Origin of the sequence: Klebsiella sp. CN_Kp075 (assembly GCF_040065055.2) — a bacterium.
GTDB classification, from domain to species: Bacteria; Pseudomonadota; Gammaproteobacteria; order Enterobacterales; family Enterobacteriaceae; genus Klebsiella; species Klebsiella aerogenes.
Genome location: NZ_CM198050.1, coordinates 4,064,690 through 4,084,233, shown reverse-complemented (window position 1 = coordinate 4,084,233; position 19,544 = coordinate 4,064,690). Strand labels below are relative to the sequence as shown.

General features: G+C 47.7%; 19 protein-coding genes. 9 read left to right on the top strand and 10 right to left on the bottom strand.

What is annotated here, in order from left to right:
- Positions 1 to 5: 5 nt before the first annotated feature.
- From ABLV78_RS19570 to ABLV78_RS19540, 7 genes are read left to right on the top strand one after another with little or no spacing between them, the layout of a single operon-like run.
- Positions 6 to 722 (top strand): ABC transporter ATP-binding protein, encoded by a 717-nt coding sequence (locus ABLV78_RS19570; protein WP_047044478.1) that lies wholly within the window; start codon positions 6 to 8, stop codon positions 720 to 722.
- Positions 697 to 1,347 (top strand): hypothetical protein, encoded by a 651-nt coding sequence (locus ABLV78_RS19565; protein ID WP_047044475.1) that lies wholly within the window; start codon positions 697 to 699, stop codon positions 1,345 to 1,347. The genes ABLV78_RS19570 and ABLV78_RS19565 overlap by 26 nt, the downstream gene beginning before the upstream one ends.
- Positions 1,348 to 2,658, top strand: a complete 1,311-nt coding sequence (locus tag ABLV78_RS19560; protein WP_045390866.1) for an ABC transporter permease — start codon at positions 1,348 to 1,350, stop codon at positions 2,656 to 2,658.
- 8 nt (positions 2,659 to 2,666) lie between these two features.
- Positions 2,667 to 3,455: an outer membrane lipoprotein-sorting protein gene (locus ABLV78_RS19555; RefSeq protein ID WP_047044472.1), complete on the top strand. Its 789-nt coding sequence runs from the start codon at positions 2,667 to 2,669 to the stop codon at positions 3,453 to 3,455.
- 53 nt (positions 3,456 to 3,508) lie between these two features.
- Entirely contained in the window at positions 3,509 to 4,840 is a 1,332-nt protein-coding gene (locus ABLV78_RS19550; RefSeq protein ID WP_047044556.1) for a hypothetical protein, read from the top strand.
- A 13-nt stretch (positions 4,841 to 4,853) separates the two neighbouring features.
- Positions 4,854 to 5,783 carry an ACP S-malonyltransferase gene (locus ABLV78_RS19545; protein WP_047044468.1) on the top strand — a complete coding sequence of 310 codons (930 nt, stop codon included), beginning with the start codon at positions 4,854 to 4,856 and terminating at the stop codon, positions 5,781 to 5,783.
- On the top strand, positions 5,722 to 6,780 hold the full coding sequence (locus ABLV78_RS19540; RefSeq protein WP_226473586.1) for a YcdU family protein: 1,059 nt from the start codon (positions 5,722 to 5,724) through the stop codon (positions 6,778 to 6,780). The genes ABLV78_RS19545 and ABLV78_RS19540 overlap by 62 nt, the downstream gene beginning before the upstream one ends.
- Positions 6,781 to 6,826: 46 nt before the next feature.
- On the opposite strand, the gene ABLV78_RS19535 is transcribed toward ABLV78_RS19540, so the two are convergent.
- From ABLV78_RS19535 to ABLV78_RS19490, 10 genes are all read right to left on the bottom strand, one after another.
- Positions 6,827 to 7,153, bottom strand: a complete 327-nt coding sequence (locus ABLV78_RS19535) for a hypothetical protein (RefSeq protein ID WP_047044462.1) — start codon at positions 7,151 to 7,153, stop codon at positions 6,827 to 6,829.
- Positions 7,154 to 7,416: 263 nt separating this feature from the next.
- Positions 7,417 to 8,784 (bottom strand): MFS transporter, encoded by a 1,368-nt coding sequence (locus tag ABLV78_RS19530; protein ID WP_047044459.1) that lies wholly within the window; start codon positions 8,782 to 8,784, stop codon positions 7,417 to 7,419.
- 201 nt (positions 8,785 to 8,985) lie between these two features.
- Positions 8,986 to 9,318, bottom strand: coding sequence for a hypothetical protein (locus ABLV78_RS19525; protein WP_045390848.1), 333 nt, complete (start codon positions 9,316 to 9,318; stop codon positions 8,986 to 8,988).
- A gap of 239 nt (positions 9,319 to 9,557) precedes the next feature.
- Positions 9,558 to 10,445, bottom strand: coding sequence for a heme o synthase (gene cyoE / locus ABLV78_RS19520; RefSeq protein ID WP_045390845.1), 888 nt, complete (start codon positions 10,443 to 10,445; stop codon positions 9,558 to 9,560).
- Between the two features lie 11 nt (positions 10,446 to 10,456).
- Positions 10,457 to 10,786, bottom strand: coding sequence for a cytochrome o ubiquinol oxidase subunit IV (locus ABLV78_RS19515; protein ID WP_015704585.1), 330 nt, complete (start codon positions 10,784 to 10,786; stop codon positions 10,457 to 10,459).
- On the bottom strand, positions 10,786 to 11,397 hold the full coding sequence (locus tag ABLV78_RS19510) for a cytochrome o ubiquinol oxidase subunit III (RefSeq protein ID WP_015704586.1): 612 nt from the start codon (positions 11,395 to 11,397) through the stop codon (positions 10,786 to 10,788). Before ABLV78_RS19510 ends, ABLV78_RS19515 begins: the two co-directional genes overlap by 1 nt.
- Positions 11,387 to 13,378 carry a cytochrome o ubiquinol oxidase subunit I gene (gene cyoB, locus ABLV78_RS19505; protein WP_015704587.1) on the bottom strand — a complete coding sequence of 664 codons (1,992 nt, stop codon included), beginning with the start codon at positions 13,376 to 13,378 and terminating at the stop codon, positions 11,387 to 11,389. The genes ABLV78_RS19510 and cyoB overlap by 11 nt, the downstream gene beginning before the upstream one ends.
- A gap of 19 nt (positions 13,379 to 13,397) precedes the next feature.
- Positions 13,398 to 14,342, bottom strand: a complete 945-nt coding sequence (gene cyoA, locus ABLV78_RS19500; RefSeq protein WP_015704588.1) for a cytochrome o ubiquinol oxidase subunit II — start codon at positions 14,340 to 14,342, stop codon at positions 13,398 to 13,400.
- 480 nt (positions 14,343 to 14,822) lie between these two features.
- Positions 14,823 to 16,298 carry a muropeptide MFS transporter AmpG gene (ampG, locus tag ABLV78_RS19495; RefSeq protein WP_045390843.1) on the bottom strand — a complete coding sequence of 492 codons (1,476 nt, stop codon included), beginning with the start codon at positions 16,296 to 16,298 and terminating at the stop codon, positions 14,823 to 14,825.
- A 44-nt stretch (positions 16,299 to 16,342) separates the two neighbouring features.
- Entirely contained in the window at positions 16,343 to 16,921 is a 579-nt protein-coding gene (locus ABLV78_RS19490; protein ID WP_045390841.1) for a lipoprotein, read from the bottom strand.
- A gap of 381 nt (positions 16,922 to 17,302) precedes the next feature.
- On the opposite strand from ABLV78_RS19490, the gene bolA reads away from it, so the two are divergent.
- Complete coding sequence (gene bolA, locus ABLV78_RS19485) at positions 17,303 to 17,620, top strand: transcriptional regulator BolA (RefSeq protein WP_015367954.1); 318 nt, start codon at positions 17,303 to 17,305, stop codon at positions 17,618 to 17,620.
- Between the two features lie 345 nt (positions 17,621 to 17,965).
- Positions 17,966 to 19,264 carry a trigger factor gene (gene tig, locus ABLV78_RS19480; RefSeq protein WP_015367952.1) on the top strand — a complete coding sequence of 433 codons (1,299 nt, stop codon included), beginning with the start codon at positions 17,966 to 17,968 and terminating at the stop codon, positions 19,262 to 19,264.
- Positions 19,265 to 19,544: the final 280 nt, after the last annotated feature.

Below are 19,544 nucleotides of genomic sequence, written 5' to 3'. Positions count from 1 at the left end.
GCCCTATGCGCAGCAATATAACAGAATTACCTGATATATCTCTGTACGGTATACATAAATCTTATGGTCCTCAGGATAACATTACTATTGCACTGAATGATATTAATCTGGATATTGTAAAAGGTGAGTTCGTAGCATTATGTGGCCCTTCGGGAAGCGGTAAGAGTACCTTGCTTAATATACTTTCAGGTATTGATAAACCAACGGCAGGTAATGTTTTTTTCCTAGGCAAAAATCTAAATGCGCTGTCTGAAAAGAATTTAGCGCGACTCCGTAGTCATCATTTAGGGTTTATTTTTCAGTTTTTCAATTTAGTCCCGGTACTAAGTGTTTTTGATAATGTTTTTTATCCCCTGATGCTAAATGGACATTTCAATGCAAAAGAGGCGAAAGCACGGAGTCTACATTTCCTCGATAGTGTGGGCTTAGCCCACTTAGTCGGGCGAAAGCCAGGCCAATTATCAGGCGGACAACAACAGCGGGTCGCGATAGCAAGGGCGTTAGCGCATAGTCCTGAAGTCGTTGTTGCCGACGAACCGACCGGAAATTTGGATCTGGCCACTGGAGAAGCGATTCTTGACCTGCTGCTTGACATTAATCGGCGCACAGAGACGACGTTTATTATCTCCACTCATTCGACTCAGCTACAAGAGCGAGCTCGTCGGAGAGTGGAAATTAAAGATGGAGCAATAATATATGATTCAGCGAAGCAATCTTTGTAGAGTTTTGCTTCTGTGTTTAACCACGGTTATATTTTCAGCATTCGCTGAATCGATACCCACACCTGTTTCGGATCGTGTTTTACAGGATGGGTTACCAGGTGAGCCAAAAGCATTAGCATCGGTCACAGCAAATTTGCTTAAAGAATATGAACGCACTAATAACGTTGGTGTGCTGATCTTTTATTCATGGGGGATGCTGCGGCAAGCAGCTTATTACCTGAGTGTTAATGATCTGATTCACGCCTCTGAATATGCAAAGACAGGATTCTTCTATATGGATGAGTCGGTAGATGTCAATGAAGATAATTTGCTAATCAGATATTTGCGTGCGCGTGTTGATGCCTGGCTTCCAGGTAATTTGGGGCGCTGCGTGATTACGATTGAAGATACCGACTTGCTGATGAGGAATAGAGATAAATTCAGCGTCGAGATTGTTCGGAAGATTAACGAGATGCGTTTACGAGCTCTCCATCAGTGCCATAGCAAACCACAAGAAGAACAATTCCTTCAGTATCTGAGAAGCGTAGGGCAAAACCTTAAAATCGATTATGCAAATAACAATCCGCCTGCGTGGGAAATGGCTGAAGTCGTGCAGGTTATTGTTCCGGTTATTAAAGGTGATTAAATGTCAAGGGATGTGATATTCATTAATGGTATTGTGGCGTTGTTATTGCTATTTGTAGTTTATAATATCATCTTCAACTATGGTGATGCTAAATTTTCATTCCTTAATTTGCTACGGCATCAGCGTAGAACCCTTTCTACTATTTTTGCTATTGTTTTAGGTGGTGGCGCTATATTTCTATATGGCGGTTTTATCAAATACTCTTTTTGGATACTCAAGGAGCAGACGATACGAACTAATGTTGGCCATGTGCAAATTTATAATAAATCCTACTTTGAAACGGCTAATAAGAATAAAAGCCTTATTTCTGACTACATTTCACTAAAGCATAATATATTACAAAATGCCTATTTTTCTAATGCAATTTCGACAATTTCAGGTCAGCTAGAGTTTAGTGGGATTATATCTCACTACGAAAGCGAAACGTCAAATTATTTTTCGGCGCAAGGCATTGAACCATTACCATCTCTGAAGCTAGGAGCATTTGATAAGATAGTCTTTGGAAGCGATTTATCTCGCGTAAAACATAATGAAATTACCATCGGAAGCGGTTTGGCCAAAACACTTGATAGCCACTATGGTGACTGGCTCGATATCCTGGCGGTAAATGTGGCAGGAGGACAGGGCGCTATATCAGTCAAACTCCGTGGCATCTTTGAGTCGGGAATTAAGGATTATGATGATGTTGCACTAAAGATACCTCTTGATACCGCTCAGCGAATCATGGGTACGAATGGCGTCAGTAAAATAGTTATCTTATTAAAACATGATGATGTAGCGCCATTTGTTATTAAAATGAGAGAGTTTATCGCTCAACAGAATTTACCCCTTATCGTTAAGGACTGGAAGGAAAGCTCTATTTTTTACCAGCAAGTTGAAGGCATGCTTTCGGGTATCTATTTTTTTATTAAAGTCATAGTAGCACTTATTGTGATATTTATGATCGGTAATTCAATGACCATGAATATCGTTGAGCGGACTAAAGAGATCACGACACTACGAGCCATCGGTTTACAGTCCAGTCGTGTTACGCTTTTATTCTGGTTGGAAGGTATATATATAGGCATTTTGGGGGCAATCGGTAGCCTTGCTTTTGGTTATACCATTGCTGCGATTATTAATATTTCCGGCATTGCAATGCCTCCTTCTCCAGGGCAGTCAGTTGGATATACTGCATTTATTAAAAGCAATGACGCAGAGTTAATTTGGTTTACCTTGATGTTGCCAATTTTAACGTCAGCCCTGGCTTCTATCATTCCTGCATATCGTGCATCGCGGCTTAATATTACAGATGCATTTAAATCTTCATAGAGGGCAGTATGAGAATTGGCATGTGGTATTTATTATATTTGGCAGTATTACTGCATTCAGCTGCAGTGCAAGCGACAAAAATTGATCAGCAGGCTCTGGAGATTATTCGCAGGGCGGATGAAGTTCGTTCACCAAATGAACCTTTCCGCTATGAAGTGACCGTGTTGGAGTTTAAAGAGGGAGTGGATGAACCTGAAAATAAACAATCTCTCGATATTTCAATGCGATTTATTAAGCCGAGGAACGGTATTAAAGCTGACGCTCGTTCATTGATACGCTTTACTTATCCTCCGCGAGATAAAGGTAAAGTCATGTTATCTGATTGGTATGATTTATGGTTTTATACACCTGAGCTTCGAAGGCCAGTTCCCATTTCGCGTTCACAACGCTTAATAGGCCAGATCTCTAATGGTGATGTTATCGTAACGAACTTCGAATATGCCTATGATTCGACGCTGGAGGGTGAGGAGCCTTGTGGTGATAAAATCTGCTATCGGTTGTCTCTTATTCGTAAATCTGAGGCCGTTACTTATCCAAAAGTGATTTACCTGGTAGAAAAAAACGCCGAGTATCGACCATTTAAGGCATCATATTACTCACTTGATAATCAATTACTCAAGAGTGTTTTGTATAAAAACTATCAAATGGTATTGGGAATGTACCGGCCAACAGAAATTATTGTGCAGAATACTCGGTATGAAAAGGGATATTCTGTCATGAAGTATAGTAATGTTCGCCTTGAGTCCTTACCAGAATTTCACTTCACGAAGGAGTTCATTCAGAGGGAAGCAAAGTGAAATTGCTTCGGGCCGTATTACTATCAATTCTAACATTAATACCGTTGTTGGGGATGGCAGATTGTCTTACCGCGGATGAAATACAACAAAATGGTCAATTGGTTTTGATGGGGCAAACATCCTTTACACATAAAAATGAGTCTCTATGGCGCATCAGTGGATCTAACCCGTATACCACTGATAACGCCTATAATAATATTTCACTTAACGTCTCTAGCTCTTGTGACATTATTGATGATGTGTTGGCTGTGGATTTTTCATTATATGGCTTTGGATATCATCCGATGAACGAGGTGGGGCCATTCGAAGAAGATGATAGTCGCTCTAAAATATTAATCGATAGGCTAAAGCTGAACGCAACATTATCTGAAAACGTCAGTCTCGAAGGCGGAAAACTTAGACCGCATTCCGGCGCTTTTCATTTAAGATCGCCTGCAGCATTGTTGACGACTTATTATGCCGGATTTAAACCTACCAGAATATTCGACCCCGGATTTAACTCCACCTATAATGAGCCGTTTTGGGGAGGGCGGATCTCAGAAGAGTTCCGCGATTATGCATTCTCATTTACCATCATACCCAAATTGGCGAGTATTGATGAATATTATGAGTCATCCAGCAACTGGACAGCCAATCAACGGAGCAACAGCAGTGAGTATTATTTATTAAGTTACTCCGATTATCGACTTGCTAATCATCGACTGGCAGCAGATGTGATGCTTGGCGATTCACCTTCGTTGGCCCTGGCGGATAGCTACAATATAACTCCTCAGTTTGTTGTCAACGTAGAGGCGGCTTTACACAAAAATCAACAGTGGCGGCATTTTTCCCGTGAAAAACGAGATGCAGTATTATCTGGAAAATATCCTTCATCGCTTTATGCTCAGGATGATAAAAAAAACTATGAATTAGCCGTTGGCGGCCAGTATACCACTGACCTTTTTAGTGTATTAGGTATCGAATACTATTATCAGAGTGAAGGATACTCAAAAGCGGCATGGCGAGAGCAGACCGACTTTATTAAACTATTAAGTAATAAAACTGGCTTGTCCAGTTTAGACAAAGTATTTGATGATTATAAATATCTGATGGGGTCAGAAATAAGTAATACAGGAAATAAAGGGATGTTACAAGGACGACATTATATTAATTCGTGGCTAAGTTTACAGAATACAGATCATTCAACTTTTCAGCCCTATCTGGTGATGAACTTAGTTGATGGTAGTGCATTAATTGGCACCCATTATATCAAGCCGGTAAAAGGGTTGGGCGAACGGGTAGAGATTTATTCGGGGTTTTATAGCGCATTAGGTCATCGTGATTCTGAGTTCGCACTTTTTGGCGAGACCCTCGGAGTCTATATTGGATTTAAATACTATTTATAAGGATATATTGTCTATGACAAAGTTATCAGAGCAACCATTGGTGCTTATTTTCGCCGGTCAGGGAAATCCTGTAATTGGAATGGGATCAGATTTATGGGATCTAAACGCAACCACCAGACAAATCTGGGATTGCGCTAGTGATGTAACAGGGTTGGATCTTCGTCGGTTATGTCTGAAAGGGCCAATGAATCGTCTGGTGAGAACGACGACACAGCAGGCAGCGGTGACGGCTATCAACGTTACGCTCTATAGTCTTTATGCTGAGCAATTCTCTGACGCTCACATCGTGGGTTCATGTGGGCATAGTGTTGGTGAATATAGCGCACTCTACGCGGCCGGCGCTTTAACGCTGGAGAATGTGTTCAAACTAATATCAGCGCGCTCAACTATCATGGATGATTTAAGTCATATTCGTAAAGGCGCAATGCTAGCGGTGAGAGGTGCCGATTATCAAACGATAAGCCAGTTGATTAACGATTCCGCAAGCCCGGTTGTGGTGAGTTGTGATAATAGTCCCTATCAGCAGGTGGTTGGCGGAACGCTGCCAGATTTAAGCGAATTCGCCGGGGTACTTATGGGAGCTGGCCTGGAAACGGTAAAGTTGGGCGTTAGCGGTGCCTGGCACACGCCACTAATGGCTGATGGAGTTCAACTTATGCGAGATGCCCTGGAGGTGGTGGAAATGGTACGGCCAAATTATCCTGTACTAATGAATGTTACCGGGCGCGAAGAAGGTGACCCTGAGATAATTAAAAACAACTTATCGTTGCATTTGACCCATACCGTACAATGGACAGCATCTATGACTGCTTTTTTACAACACACTCCCGTCGTCAGGTTCGTTGAAATCAGCAATAAAGCGTATCTTGGACAATTACTAAATGATTTCGATGATTTCTCGGCAGAGTATTTTATTCATTGTCGAAAAATATTGGGGGCGTAACGAGGCTAGCATGATTCCGGATTATTTAACTTTTATTCGTCGACAGGATCGTTCGCTTTTACCCTATTTGTACTTTATTTGTACGATGCTGATTGCATTCTACGTGAAAAACAGAGGGTATCTTTTGACCGTGGAAGATGCATTCCCTGTCAGCGCCATTTTTTCGTTAACTATGTTTAGCTTTGTTTATGAACTTAAAGCGTATTGGGCTTACAAATATGCGATAAAAAATATCAACTTTTCTTGGTTTCAGGGAAAAAAGTATTCGCAATGTGAGGCCATACTATGGCATCCGCTTGTTGCTACAGCTTGCTGTTTACTAGGGTGCTATCTGGTTGTGAAGGGATTTCTACTCTTCTTTTCAAGCATTCTCGCGATGGTCTGTATTGTCATCTTTGTGCCGATAATAGTCTATATGATGTGCTGGTTCGCCAGGAATTGTTACGTCAAACAGTTACAGCAGGCAACTGTGTATACGCTTAGATACCGTAATCTCCATCATTATGCTTGCTTAAATGTTACCGTAACTTTTATGACCAGTTTTCTGGTTATCAGCCCCTTAGTCGCGGATGAAGATTTTTCCTTATCCAATGGTTTTTTTTCTGCAAAGTTGATAGTTGCTATGCTGATTCTTTGTTCAGCGATACTGGCAGTTAATTTGATTTTTGCTCACCCATCCAGGCGTTATACTTTTTTAGGACGGCTTTTTCAGAAAGAGTTTGATGTGAACCTGGCTAAAACTATCCCATTTACCGTAATGTATAGGAAATCGCTATGGTTGCGGTTAGTTATTTTATTTATTCTTCAACTGTTATGGATCGTAATTTTTAGCCTGTTGCTGAAATTATTAGGGTGGGAAATGTATTTTTATTTCTATTTTATTTTATGCATGATACCGGCGATGGGATACTTTTATTTACATGTTTACTGGCGCTGGCATGATGATTACATGACGGCATGTGATATGTATCTCAGATGTGGCGAAAATAATAATTAACATCAGAAAATATGGCCAGTCAGAAAACTGACTGGCCATATGCTATTTAGCTCTGCAGGGCCTCAACAACACCACCCCAGTCAGTAGCAGCATTATAAACAAAGTTTGACCAAACCCCTGATTCAGCATACAGCAGGGAGTTGATATGGTCAGTTATAATGCTTCCCAGGCTAGATGGCGAACCGCCAAGAATATTAGAAACCAGATCAATAGTGGTTTCCAGAGCGGAGGAGGCCAGAATCATACCTGCGTTAATACCTGCTGCTACCAGGCCCAGCGCTGATTGAACGGTGAAATCAACCAAAGCGCAAGGCAGGTCGATAATGCCTGCACCAGAGACATATTCCATTTCGTTTGCGGTTAATTCTTTCATTTTTAATTCCATCCTAGATTAATGAATTGTTAATGATGTGCCTATGCACACCGGGCAATATACTAATCAGAGGGTTTTTTATATAATAGTGAATATTTAAATGATCTATTAGTTTTAATGTGAATTAAACTTCACAAAACAGAATTAGAAAAGTATGGGGGCTTATTACGTCAATTCATGTTTGATAAGAGAAGATACCCGAAGGTATCTTCTGTGTTGCCGCGCGTTCAACTTATTGTTTAGAGCATAGAAATGGGGGGCGATTACGAAGTTGCGATAATAGCCTGTTCAACCTCGAAGCGGTTGGTCACTTTGCTGTCAATTTTTATGTAGGCTGAACGTTCTTCAGCGACAATCATGACCTGCTCAACGCCAGGTTTCGACAACAGACGGCGCTGTAGTTCATCATTAATGATGACTTCGTCCGGGATCTCAACTCGGAGACTGCTCACGTAAGGTGGTTCGCTCATCGTACTGGCAACCAGCAGCCATAACATTGCTAGCAGGGCCCCAAGCAGGAACACCGTTTGTGAATCAAAGAAACCATCGACCCAGCCGCCGAGGGCACCACCGATGGCCACGCCGATAAACTGGCTGGTAGAGTAAATACCCATTGCCGTGCCTTTATAACCTGCTGGTGATTCCTTGCTAATTAATGAAGGCAACAATGCCTCCAGCAGGTTAAAGGCGAGGAAGAACAGCTGCACGCCCGCGACCAGTTCCCAGAAATAGCCACCTGCTCCCCAGAGCACGATTTCAGCTATCAGTAGAAGAGCGACGCAGAACAGAAACACACGTTTCATCTTGCGCTTCACTTCCGCATAGATGATGAATGGCACCACGGCGACAAAGGAAATGACCATGGTCACCAGGTAAATTTTCCAGTGCTCGGCGGCCGGGAAACCCGCGGCCTCCAGTTGTCCTGGCAGCGCAACAAAAGTCGACATTAGCATGATGTGCAGACACATAATGCCGAAGTTCAGCTTGAGGAGTTTAGGTTCAGCAAGCACTTTGCTGAAGCAGCCCTTTACCATGCCAGATTCACGGTTCAGTACATGATTGTGGCTATTTGGTACTACCCATAGAGTCAGCAAAATACCGAGGCTGGCCAGAATAGCGATCATCCAGAATAGCGCATGCAACCCTAACTGGTGAGTGACAATAGGGCCGAGCACCATAGCGATAGCAAAGGTCACGCCAAAACTGACGCCAATGAAGGCCATGGCTTTGGTACGGTTCTGTTCGCGGGTTAAATCAGAAAGTAGTGCCATGACGGCGGCGGCGATAGCGCCAGAGCCCTGCAGCGCGCGGCCAAGAATAATGCCCCAGATAGAATCGGTCAGCGCGGCGATGATGCTGCCGATAACAAAAATCAGCAAACCACCAATAATTAACGGTTTACGGCCAATGCGGTCAGACAGGAGGCCAAACGGGATCTGGAAGACGGCCTGGGCGAGCCCGTAAATGCCAATAGCTAAACCAATCAGCGCTTCACTAGCCCCCTGCAGCGCCATGCCATATGTGGTCAAAACAGGCAGGACCATAAACATGCCGAGCATGCGCAGTGAGAATACGGTCCCTAAACCCCAGGTTGCGCGCAGTTCTCCTGGCGTCATTTTGTTATCGTTCATTACCACCTCAATATAAAAACTGTGACTAGTGTAGTGGGGGGATAAGGACGCGTAAATAAATGTTTGTTTAGCAGATATTACGACTGTGTTGCGTAATAGAAGAAGGGATGAGAACCAGAGGCTAAAAGGGGGCAGAGCGAAATAAAAGATTAAAAACAAAGGAAAGGGCAGAAATGAAATCTGCCCTGATCATTATACCGATTAGGATGCGGCCTGATCCAGGAAGCTATTCCAGTCGGTTGCGGCGTTATTCACGAAAGTGTTCCAGCTGCTTCCAGCAGTGGAAACGAAGTTTGCCCAGTTTTCCTGACCGGTGCTGACTACGCTTTCCCAGTTTGTCTGCCCAAGAAGGAACTTGCCAAATTCAATCGCACTATCGCCGACGAAAGAGGCAAACGCCAGACCGGAGGTCAGCGCAAATGAGGTAAACCCTGCCGCGGAATTAGCGACAAAGCTGGCGAAACCAGTTGCAGCGCTTACCAGGTTGAAACCACCTGAGACAGATTCCATTTCGTTGAATGTTAATTCTTTCATTGTTATTCCTTGCAGTTAAATCCATGTTTTATGTAGGCGTTTGCCTACGAGATAAGGCTAGCACTAACTTCAGTGATGGAGCGAGATAGGCGGCGGTTAGCGATGCTCATTTTTTTCTCAATTTTTAACAGCGTAATAGGTGAAGAAAATGAAGCAAAAGGGGAGGGGAGAGGGCAATTTCTCTAGATAAAAAAGCCCCCGCTTGCGGAGGCTTTTATCATTTCATATAAAGCGTAATCTTATCTGACGTAAGCCAGCAGATTATGTGAATCCGGGACCATGAAATCGACAGACATCATCACCGACAGGGCAGTGATGGCGACGATGGAAAAGACGAACAGCTTACGTGCCCAGACTTTATCATCCGCCACTTTATACCCACGTAATGCCATGCCAAGCCACCAGACGCTGACTGCGGCAGCTACGACCAGATATTTGTATCCGGCATAGCCCCCCAGAGAAAGCATCAGCGTTGCCACGGCAAAGGCCACGATGTACAGCGTGATATGGTTTTTTGCGACGGAGATACCTTTCACCACCGGCAGAACCGGAATATTCGCCGCCTGATAATCCTTAAAACGGAAGATCGCGATGGCGTAGGAGTGAGGCATCTGCCACAGGCTAAAGATCGCCAGTAGAATCGCCGCGCCGCTGTCAAAATCACCGGTAACCGCGCAGTAGCCAATCACCGGCGGCGCAGCGCCGGAGAGAGAGCCAATCAGCGTGCCGTAGACGGAGTGGCGTTTCATGTACAGGCTGTAGACGCCGACATAAACCACGAACCCCATCACGCCCAGCCAGCAAGCCAACGGGTTGGCGCCGAACCACAGCAGCATGAAGCCAGCAATACCCAGCAAGGTGGCGTATACCAGCGATGATTCTGGCGAGATCAGCCCTTTGACCAGCACCCGGTTTTTCGTCCGTTCCATCTTACGATCGATATCACGGTCGATGTAGTTGTTGAAAACACAACCCGAGGCGACCACCAGGGATACTCCGAGGAGCGTCCAGACGAACAGCGGATAGTCGATGTGGCCTTTGGAGGCCAGCAGGAAACCGCCGATCACGGAGATCAGGTTGCCAAAAATGATGCCTGGTTTCGTTACTTGCAGGTATTGCTTAAACATACTCGCCGCTCTTAGTGCATCATCATGTTGTAGTTGAGGTTCCACATAATCCAGATGGAGCCGACAACTACGATAGCAATGATGATTACGGTGAAGATAAACGCGGTCAGGTTCCAACCTTCGTCAGATTTACTGTTCATGTGCAGGAAGTACACCAGGTGTACCAGAATCTGCACCACAGCCGTGACCAGGATGGTTCCCAGAATCGCTGCATGCGAGGCGGAGCCACTCATAACCATTGCAAACGGGATTGCCGTCAGAATGATCGACAGGATGAATCCTGTCATGTAGCTCTTCACGCTGCCGTGAGAAGCGCCGCTATGATCGGTAGAATGACTCATTACATCGCCCCCATCAGATAAACAACAGAGAACACGCAGATCCACACCACGTCCAGGAAGTGCCAGAACAGGCTCAGGCACATAATACGGGTACGGTTAGTGCTGGTCAGGCCGCGACGGGATACCTGAACCATCAGCACCGCCATCCACAGCAGACCGGAGGTGACGTGCAGACCGTGGGTACCAACCAGCGCGAAGAACGCTGACAGGAAGCCGCTACGGTCCGGACCCATCCCTTCAACAATCAGGTGATGGAATTCATAGATTTCCATCCCAACGAACCCTGCACCGAAGAGGAAGGTGAGGGCAAGCCAGGAAACGACCTGGCTCTTGTTGTTTTTGTACATGGCGATAGCCGCCATGCCATAGGTGATGGAGCTGAATAACAGCAGTGCGGTTTCAACCAGAACGAACGGCAGTTCAAAAATATCTTTACCCGCCGGGCCGCCAGCCGTGCCGTTCACCAGAACGGCATAGGTTGCGAACAGCGTAGCGAAGATAATGCAGTCGCTCATCAGGTAGATCCAGAAACCGAAGACTTTCATCGGTCCTGTATCATGGTGCCCGTGTTCATGCGCGTGGGCATTATGCGCAAGAGTATCAGTTGCCATTTTTCAGCCCTGCTTTGTTAATCTCATCGAAATGCTGATTTTCCAGTTTTTCGACTTCCGCAACCGGTACGTAGTAATCCACGTCCTCGTCAAAGCTCTTGATAATCCAGGTCACAACGATGCCGGCGAAACCAACAATCGCCATCCACCAGATATGCCAGATCATCGCGAAGCCAAACACCGTTGCGAATGCAGCAATGATGATGCCCGCGCCGCTGTTTTTCGGCATATGAATTTCTTCATAATGCGCAGGTTGCTTGTACGCTTCGCCTTTTTCTTTCATTTCCCAGAACGCGTCACGTTCGTGAACGTTAGGAACGACTGCGAAGTTATAGAACGGCGGTGGAGAAGAGGTTGCCCACTCCAGAGTACGGCCGCCCCATGGGTCGCCGGTCAGGTCACGGTTCTGATCGCGATCGCGGATAGAAACGTAGAACTGAATCAGCTGGCACAGGATACCGCAAGCGATCAGCGCCGCGCCGCATGCTGCAACAACCAGCATGGAGTGGAACTGCGGGTCGATGTCCTGGCTCAGACGACGGGTCATACCCATGAAGCCCAGCACGTACAGCGGCATAAATGCCACGAAGAAGCCGATGATCCAGAACCAGAATGCGCGTTTACCCCAGGTTTCGTTCAGGGTGAAACCAAAGGCTTTCGGCCACCAGTAGGTCAGACCTGCGAAGCAACCGAATACCACACCGCCGATGATGACGTTATGGAAGTGCGCAATCAGGAACAGACTGTTGTGCAGTACGAAGTCCGCGCCCGGTACCGCCAGCAGAACACCGGTCATCCCACCAACGGAGAAGGTAACGATGAAGCCGATAGTCCACATCATCGCCGAGTTGAAGACGATGCGGCCCTGGTACATGGTGAACAGCCAGTTGAAGATCTTAACCCCGGTCGGGATCGCGATAATCATGGTGGTAATACCGAAGAAGGCGTTTACGTTCGCGCCGGCACCCATGGTGAAGAAGTGGTGCAGCCAAACGATGAACGACAGAACGGTAATACAGACGGTTGCCCACACCAGCGAGGTGTAACCAAACAGACGTTTACGCGAGAAGGTCGCTGCGACTTCGGAGAAGACCCCGAATACCGGCAGAACCAGAATGTACACTTCCGGGTGACCCCAGGCCCAAATCAGGTTGATGTACATCATCATGTTGCCACCCATATCGTTGGTAAAGAAATGGGTGCCCAGGTAGCGGTCCAGGGTCAGCAGCGCGACGGTGACGGTCAGAATTGGGAAGGAGGCGATAATCAGGATGTTGGCGCACAGAGATGCCCAGGAGAATACCGGCATCTTGAACATGGTCATGCCAGGGGCACGCATCTTGATAATGGTCACAAAGAAGTTGATACCGGTCAGGGTAGTACCGATACCGGAGAGCTGCAGCGCCCAAATCCAGTAATCGACCCCTACGCCAGGACTGTATTCAATTCCCGAAAGCGGCGGATACGCCAGCCAACCGGTCTGTGCGAACTCACCGACGCCCAGAGACAGGTTAACCAGAATAACGCCCACAACGGTGAACCAGAAGCTCAGGTTGTTGAGGAACGGGAACGCAACGTCGCGTGCGCCGAGCTGAAGCGGAACCACCAGGTTCATCAGGCCGATAACAAACGGCATTGCCACGAAGAAGATCATGATAACGCCGTGGGCGGTAAAGATCTGATCGTAGTGATGAGGCGGCAGGAATCCTGCTTCCCCGGCAGAGGCCAGCACCTGCTGGCTACGCATCATAACGGCGTCAGCAAAGCCACGCAGCAGCATGACGATTGCCACGATAACGTACATGATACCGAGACGTTTGTGGTCGACGGACGTCAGCCACTCGTTCCATAGGTAGGACCACTTACCGAAGTAAGTGATCGCTGCCAGTATCGCCAGTCCCCCGACGATGATTGCAGCAACCGTTACCACGATAATTGGTTCGTGGTAGGGCACTGCATCCAGTGTAAGTTTTCCGAACATCGTTTTCTTCCTCGGCCCCTTAGTGAGCGGTTTCCGCGTGGCTCATGTCCATGCCTTCCATCCCTTCGTGCGCAGCGTGCTCGCCTTCAGGTTTAGACATGTTCATGCTCTCGTGAGACATGAATTTGTTAACAACATCTTTGAACAAATCCGGTTTCACGTTAGAGAAGTATTCCACTTTGTTGTTTTCGCTAGGCACAGCCACTTTGTCGAATGCAGCCATGGAGTCCATGGAGTTCGGGGACTGTTTCGCTTTTGCTACCCACTGATCGAAGGTTGCACGATCTGGGGTGGCGATAGCCTTGAACTTCATACCAGAGAAGCCCGGGCCACTATAGCTTGCGGAGATACCGTCATAAGTGCCTGCTTCATCAGCAATGAGGTGCAGCTGAGTCTGCATCCCGGCCATCGCATAAATCTGGCTACCTAAGCGCGGAATAAAGAACGAGTTCATCACGGAGTTGGAAGTGACTTTAAAGTGTACCGGTACGTTCGCCGGGAAGGCGATTTCGTTGACGGTAGCGATACCCTGTTCCGGGTAAATAAAGAACCATTTCCAGTCCATCGATACAACTTCGATGGTGATTGCTTTCTCGTCGTGGACAAGCGGTTTGCTTGGCTCCAGAGCGTGAGTGGTTTTCCAGGTCAGAACGGCCAGGAACAGGATGATCAGAATAGGAACCGTCCAGACCACAGCTTCAACTTTGTTGGAGTGTGACCAGTTCGGGCTATACTTCGCATCTTTATTGCTCGCGCGATACTTCCAGGCAAATCCTACTGCCATTAAGACGGCGGGAATAACGACAATCATCATCAGGCCGAATGCCGTCAGAATCAAAGAGCGTTGCTCCAGTCCAATCTGTCCTTTTGGGTCGAGGAGCGCAGAATCACAACCACTGAGTAATACAGTACCTGCGATTAATGACATCCATCCCAAACTTTTATTGTATTTCCTGAGTCTCATTGAACGACCTCAATTCCACGGGATCTGGTGGCGTTTAAAGTGTACGGGCATTTTACGGTAAGGTTGCATTACTGTAAACACGATTGGATCTGTGTCAGTTCTGTGTTAGCGGGTTCTGCTTGGATTGTCACATATGTTACGGAATGTGACGTAATTGCTTGCAAAGCCTGATTTACGCTGGATCTATAACGAAAGGGATAAGAAAGGGAATGCTTATGGGGATACGGATATAAACATCGTAAAAATAACACAAATAATTAACAATTAATTATCAAATAAAAGACATAAAGAAAACGTTAAAATAAAGTAACGCTGCTGAATCGGTTAAATTAATTAAAGAATCGCGTAAAAATTGTCAATAATTTCCAGAAATCTAAAACGCACAAAACAACAAATCAGTTCTCAGGAAAAATAAAATCGCTAATAAGCCGTTATAATTACCTCAGGTAATTAAAACGGCTATTAACAGTTTGGCGAAAATTAAATCAGCTGCGTTTTGCGTAGCGCCATATAGTCCAGAATCGCGCCGAGCAAAATACCACCGATAGCGGTCAATGCGGCGACTTCCAGCAGGCCTGGCAGGAAGGAAAAAGAGGTGTAATCCAGCGCGTTCATCGCCAACAGCAGCAGCCATATCGCCAGCATCAAACAACCTACCGCCAGGATAACCAGCGCCAGAGCATAAGTTTGCGGGTATTGCGTGCGCGGCAAGAAGCTTTCCGTTCGCTGCGTATATTCCAGCGTACGCCGACACAGAAGCAGGAGCAAAATCCCCGGCACGGCGGCTACGACGGAGAAAAGATAAAACGTCGGCCAGCCGTTCGCTTCAACAAACCAGCCGGCAATCGGACCAACGTAAACGCGACCCACCGCCGACAGTGCCGACAGCAGCGCGAACTGAGTGGCGGAAAACGACTTGTTGCATAGTGTCATTAACAGCGCGACAAATGCCGCGGTGCCCATCCCGCCGCACAGGTTTTCAAAAAATACCGCCGCCGCCATCGAATAAAGATGTTTATCGGTTACCGAGAGGATCCAGTATCCGGCGTTGGAGGCTCCCTGCAGCAGGCCAAAGATCAGCAGGGCGCGGAACAGCGTCAGGCGCTGCATCAGTACGCCGCCGTAGAGTGCGCCGACGATGGTGGCGAACAGGCCCAACGTTTTATTCACCATTCCGACTTCGCCGGCATCAAAACCGACGCCGCGTATAAGGAAAGTGGTGGTCAGGCTCATGGCGAAGGCATCACCGAGCTTATAAAGGACAATTAACAGCAGGATAAGCCAGGCGTTGTTGCGACCGAAGAAATCGCGCAGCGGCGCGGCGACGGCCTGTTCAAGAGATTTGGGCACCGGAATGACGTCGCTGGGCTCCGGCGCTAACAGCGTGGCGATAATGCATGGAATAAGTAACGCGGCCATCAGCCAGTACATACCTTGCCAGCCCAGCCAACGGTCGGCCAGCCAGAGCGCTAACCCTCCGGATACCAGCATCCCCAGGCGATAGCCGAGCACGCTGATGGCCGCACCGGCGCCGCGCTCTTCCGCCGGGAGGACGTCGGTTTTCCAGGCATCAAAGACGATATCCTGCGAGGCGGAGCAAAAAGCGATAACCACAGCCAACGCCGCCATCCAGCGCAACTGCGTTGCGGGTTCAAGAAAGCCCATCGCGGCGATGGCGACGAGTAGCGCTATCTGCGTCGTCAGCAGCCAGCCGCGGCGACGGCCTAAAAACGGCGGCGTGTAGCGGTCCATTAATGGCGACCACAAAAATTTAAATACGTATGCCTGTCCGACGAGAGAAAAGAAGCCGATAGTTTTTAAATCGATATTTTCGACGGTCATCCACGCTTGCAGCGTGCCGGAAGTCAGCGCGAGAGGTAAACCAGAAGCAAAGCCGAGGATCAGCAAAATAGCTGATTTGGGCTGCTGAAAAATACGCAAATAGTGATTGGACATGGCATATAGAGCAGACCCGGCCTGATACCGGGCCTGCTATTTTATTAACGAGCGTTTTGTTTGATGAAGTCGTGAATGCTGGTGTCCTGCGCCATATCGGCGATGGTATCGGTCAGCACGCTATTAACCGCGTTTGCAATGTTCTCGTTGGAAGCCTGGAAAGCGCCCTCAACGGAGTAGCTGGAGCGGTAGTTTTTGGTCATCTTGTTGCCATTAGCGGCGGTGGCGATGATGGCGATATCCGCTTTAGTGGCGATGTTGTAACGCACGTTGCCCTGCGAGACGTCAGCATACAGTTTGTTAACAATGATCTGCAGATCGACGGCGCCATTCGGACCAATCATGTAGCCACGCGCGGTCATCTGCTTCTCAAGCACTTCCTGCAGCAGGAAGCGCAGATCGCGAGAGGCGGTCAGGGTGACCAACTGGTTGTTGCGGGTGACTTTCGCCAGCGCCTGATCGGTACGCTGGTCTGCGCCATTGATGCTGACGGTAACTCCCATCAGGCTCGGATCCTGCTGCGGCAGGGTGATTTTCGGCGATACTTCAATGGTCGTCGGCGGGGTGGCGCATCCTGCGAGTACAAACATCGCGACCAACGGGAATAGAATTTTCTTCAGCATGTTCAGGGTCTCAACGCACGGTGTTGTTATACCCGTCATAATTCAGGTTTCAGGCGCTACGGGGAATCGCGGGCGCTTTTTTCTGCAACTCGAAGTAGTTAGGGTGTTTAAGGAAAATTCCCGCCATCATAACATCGCCAACGGTGAGGGGAAGTGGCTACGAGTGGAAAATCATCGTGTTGTGCGTTTTATGACCTCGTCCCATTTCCGGTGGCGATTTGGCCGGGAGATTTAGCATTCATCATCAGTAAACCTGATACTTTTGCGTGAAAATATCAGAGGAATGCTAATTTTTTGTTGTTTTCTGCCAATGGAAGCGGTAAAAGCGGCTAACATTTAAAGGGAAAGGCGGCATCTCAGCGTTGTCGGAGGAGAAAATTCATGATGATACGTGAGCAGATCGAAGCAAAACTAAGAGCAGCGTTCGACCCGATGTATCTGGAAGTCGTGGATGAAAGCTATCGGCACAACGTCCCTGCGGGCTCTGAAAGTCATTTTAAAGTGGTGTTGGTGAGCGACCGCTTCACCGGCGAACGTTTCCTTAATCGTCATCGTATGATTTACGGTACGTTGACCGAGGAGCTGTCAAGCACCGTGCACGCCCTGGCGCTGCATACTTACACGATTAAAGAGTGGGAAGGGCTACAGGATACCGTCTTTGCCTCTCCGCCATGCCGCGGAGCGGGGAGCATCGCGTAAAAATCACATTTGCAACCGCTGGCGCTTTTCCAGTATGTTGCGTGAAGATTTAGCAAAAACGGCCTGCGGGCCGTTTTCTTTTGCCTGGAAAATGCGCAAAGTTCGCGCTTTTGCAGACAAATTTGAGCGGGAAATGTGAAAAACGCCGCAGCAGTAGGCGACAACCGTTCTCGACTCACAAAAGTGATGCCGCTATAATGCCGCGTCTTATATATGAATGTCTTCGGGATGATTCTGACGACAGGGAATGTGTTTCTGATTTGAAGAGGGCATCCCGGTTCTGCGAAGCCACCTACACGCGCTTCCAGAGTTGACCGAGCACTGTGATTTTTTTGAGGTAACAAGATGCAAGTTTCAGTTGAAACCACTCAGGGCCTTGGGCGCCGTGTAACGATTACTATCGCCGCTGACAGCATCGAGAATGCTGTCAAAAGCGAGCTGGTCAACGTAGCGAAAAAAGTTCGCATTGACGGCTTCCGTAAAGGCAAAGTGCCGATGAATGTTGTTGCTCAGCGTTATGGCGCTTCCGTTCGCCAGGACGTGCTGGGCGACCTGATGAGCCGTCATTTCGTTGACGCGATCATCAAAGAGAAAATTAATCCGGCTGGCGCGCCGAACTACGTTCCGGGCGAATACAAGCTGGGCGAAGACTTCACCTACGCGGTAGAGTTCGAAGTGTATCCGGAAGTTGAGCTGAAAGGTCTGGACGCAATCGAAGTTGAAAAACCGGTTGTTGAAGTTACCGACGCTGACGTTGACGGCATGCTCGACACCCTGCGTAAGCAGCAGGCGAACTGGAAAGAAAAAGAAGGCGCCGTTGACGCTGAAGATCGCGTTACCATCGACTTCACCGGTTCCGTAGACGGCGAAGAGTTCGAAGGCGGTAAAGCGTCTGACTTCGTACTGGCGATGGGCCAGGGCCGTATGATCCCGGGCTTCGAAGACGGTATTAAAGGCCACAAAGCTGGCGAAGAATTCACCATCGACGTGACCTTCCCGGAAGAGTACCACGCTGAAAACCTGAAAGGTAAAGCCGCTAAGTTCGTTATCAACCTGAAAAAAGTTGAAGAACGCGAACTGCCTGAACTGACTGCAGAATTCATCAAACGTTTCGGCGTTGAAGATGGTTCCGTAGAAGGTCTGCGCGCGGAAGTGCGTAAAAACATGGAACGCGAGCTGAAAGGCGCCGTGCGTAACCGCGTGAAATCTCAGGCTATCGAAGGCCTGGTGAAAGCGAACGACATCGACGTTCCTGCTGCCCTGATCGACAGCGAAATCGACGTACTGCGTCGTCAGGCTGCTCAGCGTTTCGGCGGTAACGAGAAACAGGCTCTGGAACTGCCTCGCGAACTGTTCGAAGAGCAGGCTAAACGCCGCGTAGTTGTTGGCCTGCTGCTGGGCGAAGTGATTCGCACCAACGAGCTGAAAGCTGACGAAGAGCGCGTGAAAGGCCTGATCGAAGAGATGGCTTCCGCGTACGAAGATCCGTCAGAAGTGGTTGAGTTCTACAGCAAGAACAAAGAGCTGATGGACAACATGCGCAACGTCGCGCTGGAAGAGCAGGCTGTTGAAGCCGTGCTGGCGAAAGCTAAAGTGTCTGAAAAAGCCACTTCCTTCAACGAACTGATGAACCAGCAGGCGTAATTCCGCCGGGCTGTTTAAAGTTCGCGCAAAAACCCGTTGCCGAAAGGCTGCGGGTTTTTTTATTGCAATGATAGGCTTAGGATGAGTGCTAAAACACATTTTCAGTGATAGCGTTACTCCAAAAGGTTGTTATGCTTGAATTATGGCTGCGCCATCCCCATAACCGGGTGACGTATCTGCATCCGCAGCGTCAGAAATAATGACCAGCTCAACGTATCAGTGCCCTGCGGATAGAAACTCTGGCTGATAATCCGTCCATAAGGTTACAATCAGTGCAGCA

Coding starts and splice junctions, on each gene's coding strand:
- ABLV78_RS19570 (WP_047044478.1), top strand. CDS start 6: ATGCGCAGCAATATAACAGAATTACCTGATATATCTCTGTACGGTATA.
- ABLV78_RS19565 (WP_047044475.1), top strand. CDS start 697: ATGATTCAGCGAAGCAATCTTTGTAGAGTTTTGCTTCTGTGTTTAACC.
- ABLV78_RS19560 (WP_045390866.1), top strand. CDS start 1,348: ATGTCAAGGGATGTGATATTCATTAATGGTATTGTGGCGTTGTTATTG.
- ABLV78_RS19555 (WP_047044472.1), top strand. CDS start 2,667: ATGAGAATTGGCATGTGGTATTTATTATATTTGGCAGTATTACTGCAT.
- ABLV78_RS19550 (WP_047044556.1), top strand. CDS start 3,509: ATGGCAGATTGTCTTACCGCGGATGAAATACAACAAAATGGTCAATTG.
- ABLV78_RS19545 (WP_047044468.1), top strand. CDS start 4,854: ATGACAAAGTTATCAGAGCAACCATTGGTGCTTATTTTCGCCGGTCAG.
- ABLV78_RS19540 (WP_226473586.1), top strand. CDS start 5,722: ATGATTTCGATGATTTCTCGGCAGAGTATTTTATTCATTGTCGAAAAA.
- ABLV78_RS19535 (WP_047044462.1), bottom strand. CDS start 7,153: ATGAAAGAATTAACCGCAAACGAAATGGAATATGTCTCTGGTGCAGGC.
- ABLV78_RS19530 (WP_047044459.1), bottom strand. CDS start 8,784: ATGAACGATAACAAAATGACGCCAGGAGAACTGCGCGCAACCTGGGGT.
- ABLV78_RS19525 (WP_045390848.1), bottom strand. CDS start 9,318: ATGAAAGAATTAACATTCAACGAAATGGAATCTGTCTCAGGTGGTTTC.
- cyoE (WP_045390845.1), bottom strand. CDS start 10,445: ATGTTTAAGCAATACCTGCAAGTAACGAAACCAGGCATCATTTTTGGC.
- ABLV78_RS19515 (WP_015704585.1), bottom strand. CDS start 10,786: ATGAGTCATTCTACCGATCATAGCGGCGCTTCTCACGGCAGCGTGAAG.
- ABLV78_RS19510 (WP_015704586.1), bottom strand. CDS start 11,397: ATGGCAACTGATACTCTTGCGCATAATGCCCACGCGCATGAACACGGG.
- cyoB (WP_015704587.1), bottom strand. CDS start 13,378: ATGTTCGGAAAACTTACACTGGATGCAGTGCCCTACCACGAACCAATT.
- cyoA (WP_015704588.1), bottom strand. CDS start 14,342: ATGAGACTCAGGAAATACAATAAAAGTTTGGGATGGATGTCATTAATC.
- ampG (WP_045390843.1), bottom strand. CDS start 16,298: ATGTCCAATCACTATTTGCGTATTTTTCAGCAGCCCAAATCAGCTATT.
- ABLV78_RS19490 (WP_045390841.1), bottom strand. CDS start 16,921: ATGCTGAAGAAAATTCTATTCCCGTTGGTCGCGATGTTTGTACTCGCA.
- bolA (WP_015367954.1), top strand. CDS start 17,303: ATGATGATACGTGAGCAGATCGAAGCAAAACTAAGAGCAGCGTTCGAC.
- tig (WP_015367952.1), top strand. CDS start 17,966: ATGCAAGTTTCAGTTGAAACCACTCAGGGCCTTGGGCGCCGTGTAACG.